Below are 1,018 nucleotides of genomic sequence, written 5' to 3' on the forward strand. Positions count from 1 at the left end.
CGAGCCGCCGCCGACCTCCCCGGCTTCCGCGCCGCCGCCCCTTGATGCGGCGCGCCAAAGCGGACAAGAGGAGGGGCCGCCCCTCGCCGCGGCGCGACGCGCGGGCTACGCCTTGGACCTCATCCTCGCCCAGTTCCTGACCGGCCTCGCGGCGGCATGCTCGCTCTTTCTGGTGGCGAGCGGGCTGTCGCTGATCTTCGGCGTCACGCGGATCGTCAATTTCGCCCACGGCGCCTTCTACATGCTGGGTGCCTACGTGGCCTACTGGCTCCAGCAGCGCCTCGCCGGGCCGGTCGGCTTCTGGGGCGCGATCGTGCTCTCCGCGCTTCTCGTCGGCGCGCTCGGCGCGCTGATGGAGATGACGCTGCTGCGGCGCATTTACCGCGCCCCCGAGCTGTTCCAGCTGCTCGCCACCTTCGGCGTCACGCTGATGATGGAGGATCTCGTCGTCCTCCTGTTCGGCCCGGAAGACCTGCTCGGCGCGCGCGCCCCCGGCCTCAAGGGAGCGGTGGACATGTTCGGGCAGGCGGTGCCGGCCTACGACCTCTTCCTGGTGGCGCTCGGCCCCCTCGTGCTGCTCGCGCTCACGCTGGCGCTGAAGCGCACCCGCTGGGGCATTCTGGTGCGGGCGGCGACGCAGGACCGCGACATGGTGGCGGCGCTGGGCGTGAACCAGAAATGGCTGTTCACCTCGGTGTTTGCGCTCGGCATCGTCCTCGCGGCGCTGGGCGGCGCGCTGCAATTGCCGCGCGGCGAGACCGCGCACCACACCATGGACCTCAAGATCATCGTCGAGGCCTTCGTGGTGGTGGTGATCGGCGGGCTGGGCTCGGTGCCCGGCGCCTTCCTCGCCGCGCTCCTGGTGGCGGAGGTGAACGCCTTCGGCATCCTGGTTCTGCCGGAGGTCTCGCTGGTCCTGGTGTTCCTGGTGATGGCGGTGGTGCTGGTGGCCCGGCCCTACGGGTTGCTGGCCGGCCGCAGGGCGAGCAGCGCGCCGCGCTGGTGGCGGCGGCGGATC

Annotated in this window: 1 protein-coding gene; it reads left to right on the forward strand. The window is 71.6% G+C overall.

The genetic code is table 11. The annotated features are described in order from the left end of the window. Nucleotides 1-112: 112 nt before the first annotated feature. Nucleotides 113-1,018, forward strand: a 906-nt coding sequence (locus AC2W7M_RS26225; protein ID WP_486136105.1) for a branched-chain amino acid ABC transporter permease, incomplete at its 3' end; no start/stop codon positions are given.

Source organism: Xanthobacter sp. BG11Y11_SDJG (assembly GCF_057364445.1).